This window comes from Longimicrobium sp. (assembly GCF_036280135.1).
Classification (GTDB): Bacteria; Gemmatimonadota; Gemmatimonadetes; order Longimicrobiales; family Longimicrobiaceae; genus Longimicrobium.
Genome location: NZ_DASURI010000830.1, coordinates 1 through 4,753, shown reverse-complemented (window position 1 = coordinate 4,753; position 4,753 = coordinate 1). Strand labels below are relative to the sequence as shown.

At 71.3% G+C, this 4,753-nt stretch carries 5 protein-coding genes; 4 read left to right on the top strand and 1 reads right to left on the bottom strand.

What is annotated here, in order from left to right; all coding sequences use genetic code 11:
* The first annotated feature begins 244 nt into the window (after positions 1–244).
* The 3 genes from VFZ20_RS26910 to msrB are packed head-to-tail and all read left to right on the top strand — an operon-like array spanning position 245 to position 2,539.
* Positions 245–640, top strand: coding sequence for a hypothetical protein (locus VFZ20_RS26910; RefSeq protein ID WP_329687054.1), 396 nt, complete (start codon positions 245–247; stop codon positions 638–640).
* On the top strand, positions 637–2,052 hold the full coding sequence (locus VFZ20_RS26905; protein WP_329687053.1) for an amidase: 1,416 nt from the start codon (positions 637–639) through the stop codon (positions 2,050–2,052). Before VFZ20_RS26910 ends, VFZ20_RS26905 begins: the two co-directional genes overlap by 4 nt.
* A gap of 49 nt (positions 2,053–2,101) precedes the next feature.
* Complete coding sequence (gene msrB / locus VFZ20_RS26900; protein ID WP_329687052.1) at positions 2,102–2,539, top strand: peptide-methionine (R)-S-oxide reductase MsrB; 438 nt, start codon at positions 2,102–2,104, stop codon at positions 2,537–2,539.
* 376 nt (positions 2,540–2,915) lie between these two features.
* Here msrB and VFZ20_RS26895 read toward each other — a convergent pair whose 3' ends face one another.
* Entirely contained in the window at positions 2,916–4,184 is a 1,269-nt protein-coding gene (locus VFZ20_RS26895; protein ID WP_329687051.1) for a hypothetical protein, read from the bottom strand.
* A 243-nt stretch (positions 4,185–4,427) separates the two neighbouring features.
* On the opposite strand from VFZ20_RS26895, the gene VFZ20_RS26890 reads away from it, so the two are divergent.
* Complete coding sequence (locus VFZ20_RS26890; protein WP_329687050.1) at positions 4,428–4,586, top strand: hypothetical protein; 159 nt, start codon at positions 4,428–4,430, stop codon at positions 4,584–4,586.
* Positions 4,587–4,753 lie beyond the last annotated feature (167 nt).

The window sequence follows — 4,753 nt, the reverse complement described above, 5'->3', positions numbered from 1 at the left end:
GCAGTTCTCCCCCTCCCCCGCGAAGCGGGGGCAGGGGGTCGGGGGGAGGGGGCCCTCCGCGCGCGGTAGAACCCTCCATCTTCACGCGGACCCGGCGATCCGGACCTCGATCATCGCACGAGCCCCGCGAGCCGTCGTGGGGCTCGTTCGATCGGATGCGTCCGCCAGCCCTGTCGGGACGCGCGGCGGGTGCGTATCGTGGGGAAACATCCGATCCAAACGATCCCGGACGAGAACTTTTCCGATGTCCCAGGAATCCAACGAAGTAACGCGCCGCGCGTTCACCAAGGCGGCCGTGGCGGCGGTGGCCGTGCCCGTGCTGGCGCCGCTGGCCGCCTGCGCCGGCTCCGCGCCGGAATCCAGCCCCGCGCCCTCCGCCGCGGGCGGGACGCCCGCGGCCGCCGCACAGCCGGACTCCGCGGCTGCCCAGCCGCAGTCGCAGGAGCCCACGCCGCTGGCCCGCGCCCTCATGGACGCCGTCCGCGCGCAGTACGGCGACCAGCTGGACGAGGCGGCGCAGGCCAAGGTGCAGCGCACCATCAGCGGCGTGCTGCGCACGGCGGAGCAGCTGCGGCAGTTCAACCTGCCCATCGCCACGGAGCCGTCGTTCGTCTACCGCGTTCCCGGAGGCGCCGCGTGAGCATCCCCGATTCCACGCTGCACCTGCCCCTGGCCGCCCTCGCCGAGCAGGTCCGCACCCGCCGGCTGGACCCCGTGGAGCTGGCCGAGGCGTACATGGCCCGGCTGGAGCGCTTTGGGCCGGACCTGGGCGCCGTCATCACCGTCACGCGCGAGCGAGCGCTGGCCGAGGCGCGCCGCGCGCGGGACGAGATCGCGGCCGGGCGCTACCGCGGTCCGCTGCACGGCATCCCGTACGGCGCCAAGGACCTGATCGGCGCGGAAGGCTATCCCACCACGTGGGGCGCGCAGCCCTACCGCGAGCAGCGCCTGCCGGACGCCACTGTCGTGGAGCGGCTGGAGGCCGCGGGCGCCGTGCTGGTGGCCAAGCTCGCGTCCGTGGAGCTGGCGGGCGGATTTGGCTACGAGCAGGCGAACGCGTCATTCACGGGGCCGGGGCGCACGCCGTGGAACCGCGACTACTGGAGCGGCGGATCGTCCAGCGGACCCGGCGCGGCCGTGGCGGCGGCGCTGGTGCCGTTCGCCATCGGCAGCGAGACGTGGGGCAGCATCTTCGCGCCGGCCGCGCTCAGCGGCGTCACGGGGCTGCGGCCCACGTACGGCCGCGTGAGCCGCTGGGGCGCCATGGCCCTCTCGTGGACCATGGACAAGATCGGCCCCATGTGCCGCACGGCGGAGGACTGCGGCCTGGTGCTGCAGGCCATCGCCGGCCCGGATCCGCGCGACGACTCCGCGCAGAACCGCCCGTATCGCCACGCGTCCGACGCCGTGCTGCCGCGCCGTCCACGCATCGGCGTGCTCAAGGGCAACGCGGAGGGGTCGCAGGCCGAGGTGCGCCGCAACTTCGAGGCGTCGCTGGAGGTCATCGGCCAGTTCGCGGACCTGGTGCGCGACGTGACGCTGCCGGAGTACCCGTACGGCGCGGCGGCGTCCATGATCATCGACGCCGAGGCGGCCAGCATCTTCGAGGAGCTGGTGAGCAGCGGCCGCGTGCGCGAGCTGTCGGCGCCGGAGGACCGCATCGGCGGATACGCGGGGCAGGTGGTGCTGGCCAAGGACTACCTGCGCGCCATGCGCATCCGCCGCCCCGCCGGCGAGGCGATGGACCGGATGTTCGCCGAGGGCGGGTTCGACGCGCTGGTGCATCCCACGTGGTCCACCGTCTCGTATCCCGTGGACAAGCCGTTCGACGAGGCGTACACCGACCTCACGGGCGAGGGCGAGGGGATCAGCGGCGCGTCCAACCTCGTCGGTCTTCCGGGGATCGCCATGCCCAACGGGTTCGGCCGCGAGAACCTGCCCACGAGCATCGCCTTCACGGGCCGCGCGTGGTCCGAGGGGCGGCTGATCGCCATCGCCCGCGAGGTGCAGCGCCGCACGGACTGGCACCTGCGCATTCCGCCGGGTTACTGAACGGTCGGCGGATGCGATTCGGTGAATCCTGGCGTGCGGAGGTGATGCGATGGCGGACGCGGTGAGGGACTTCAACGCGGTGAACAAGCCGAAGGATGCGTGGAAGGCGGTGGTCTCGCCCGAGGCGTTCAACGTGCTCTTTCGCGAGGGCACGGAGCGGGCGTGGACCAGCCCGCTGAACGACGAGAAGCGGCCCGGCACGTTCGTCTGCGCGGCGTGCGGGCTTCCGCTCTTTACGTCGGCCACCAAGTTCGACAGCGGCACGGGGTGGCCCAGCTTCTGGGACCCCATCCCGGGGCACCTGGAGACCAAGCGCGACTTCAAGCTCATCTGGCCGCGCACGGAGTACCACTGCGCGCGGTGCGGCGGGCACCAGGGCCACGTGTTCAACGACGGCCCCGCGCCCACGGGCCAGCGCTACTGCAACAACGGCGTGGCGCTCGCCTTCGTGCCCGACGGCGAGCCGCTGCCTCCCCTGCGCAGCTGACGGGCGATACACCAGGGCTCGTCTGAGGCTTACCTCGAGCTCAAGAAGCGTCATCCTGAGGGAGCGCCGCGCAGAACAGGAACGCACGCAGAACTTTGCCCGACCGAAGGATCTTGTGTGCGAGACTCGGAGGCGGACTTTCGTGCACGAAGGTCACCCCCGAGCTTCGCGGGCAAGATCCTTCGTCGCCGCCATGGATCACGCGCGGGCAGGATCGCGCAGCGGCTCCTCAGGATGACGCATTCCGGACGAGGGGCTTGGCCACACCCTCGGCGACGCACCTGGCGATGCGTCTGGTCCGATCGGCGAATGAGAAAGGGGCGGCGGATCCGCGTGATCCGCCGCCCCTTCCGTCATCCGCCCATCCGCCGTCCGATCAGGAGTTGGGATCGCGGTAGCCGTACGCCACCACCTGGTCCGTGGCTGCGTTGCGCACCTCCATGTACTCGTCGCGGCGCGCCCGCATGAACGTCACGTAGTACTCCTCGCGGTTGTCACCAAAGGAGAAGTACAGGGCGTTGGGGTCCTGCGCGCGGCGCGGCGCGTATTCCTCCATCTGCCCGCGACGCGTGCGGCCGTTGCGGCTCCACGTGTACGAGCCGTCATCCGCCACGTCCAGGTAGCCGAAGCCCGCGTTGGCCGCCACGCTCGTCCAGCTCTCCGGGTCCACCCGCACGTTGGGCAGCACGAGACCCCAACGGCCCACGAGCCGGTCGTCGAAGCCGTACGGGTCGTCGTCGTACCCGGTGTCGTATCCGCCACCGTTGTCGTACCCGCCGCCATTGTAGCCGCCGGCGCCGGGGTACTGGTCGCTGTCCACCTCCAGCGTGTACGCGCCCGTGCCGCCGCCAAAGCCGTTCACGCGGATGACGTACGATCCGTCGTTGGGTAGCCGGAAGCTGAGGCGTGAGTCGGTGTTGCCCGCGCCGTCGTCGTCGCGCGCCAGCACGCTGCCCACGCCGTGCCGCCCGCCGGCCGTGCCCAGCACCAGGTACGCGTCAAAGACGGGGGAGATGAGCGTGAGCGACAGGAGCTCGCCGCGGCGGCCCTGGTACGTGTACAGGTGGAACGGCTCGCCCCCGTCCAGCCGCGAGTCGGACGGCGCCAGGTACCCCTCGATGCGCTCGCCCGCCTGCACGGGCCCGCCGGCCGCGGGGCGTACGCCGCCGCCCATCCCCGTGCCGGGACGGGGCCGCGGACGCGGGCGCGCGGGGTTGGGATCGTAGTAGCCGTCGTCGTTGCGGCCCATGCGCCCGCCGGAGAGCGTGAGCGTGTACTGCCCCGTGCTGCGGCTGAGCGAGCTGGCGCGCACCACGTACGTGCCGTCCTCCGGCAGGGTGAGCTGGAGGCGCGAGTCGCGGCCGTCGCCGCCGTCGTCGTCGTACGACAGCTCGCGCCAGCCGCCGCGGCGCGAGCCCAGGTGCAGGTACGCATCGAAGTCGTCGGACTCCATCTGCACGATGACGGTTTCGCCGCGGCGCCCGTCGAACGTGTACTCGTCGAAGTACGAGCCCCGCTCGGAGCGCGGGTCGGTGCTGCTGAGCGTGCCGCGCGTGATCTCGCCCGGCACGAGCGGGCGCTGCGCGGCCGCGGAACTGGCGGCAAGCGCGGTCGCGGCAAGGGGCAGCCAGAGGAGCTTGTTCATCGGGATCGGGATCGTGTGGTGCGTGTGGTTGGACCGGCGGGGCGTTGCTACAAAAGTTTGGGGCAGATGGGACGAATCCGCAACGCTCGTCTGCGCCCCTGCCGTCCGCTCGCCGGTCCCTGTGACGGGGAGCCGATACGGGGCGGGGTCGGTGGTGGTTTCGGCTGAAGCCAGATTATCTTTACGCTGCACCTCCGTCCCCGACGGGGTTCATCCGTTCGGATCTCCAACTGGTTGCAAGCAATGACTGAGAAGATGCGTGCGATGCTGGACCGCGCCGTCCAGCAGGCCAACCAGCGGATGACGGCCATCCAGAAGGGCCAGTTCCATCCCCGGATCGACGTTGTTCGCCAGGGTGGGCCGGTGGAGCCCGCGGGGCAACCGGCCAAGAACGCGGCCTGATCATCCGTCCATGCAGTCGAGGGCGCCCGAGAGGGCGCCCTTTTCGTTGGTATGTGCCCCGTGCGAGCCGGCGGCTCCGGCGTGCCTGTGCTAACTCTTTCGCAGGCGGGAGGGTTCCGGCAGATTAGGGGAATCCAACACCCAGGCGTTCCGTCCCCCGCGCGGAC

Excerpts from the sequence above, each read along its gene's own strand:
- VFZ20_RS26910 (WP_329687054.1), top strand. The coding sequence starts at position 245 with ATGTCCCAGGAATCCAACGAAGTAACGCGCCGCGCGTTCACCAAGGCG.
- msrB (WP_329687052.1), top strand. The coding sequence starts at position 2,102 with ATGGCGGACGCGGTGAGGGACTTCAACGCGGTGAACAAGCCGAAGGAT.
- VFZ20_RS26895 (WP_329687051.1), bottom strand. The coding sequence starts at position 4,184 with ATGAACAAGCTCCTCTGGCTGCCCCTTGCCGCGACCGCGCTTGCCGCC.
- VFZ20_RS26890 (WP_329687050.1), top strand. The coding sequence starts at position 4,428 with ATGACTGAGAAGATGCGTGCGATGCTGGACCGCGCCGTCCAGCAGGCC.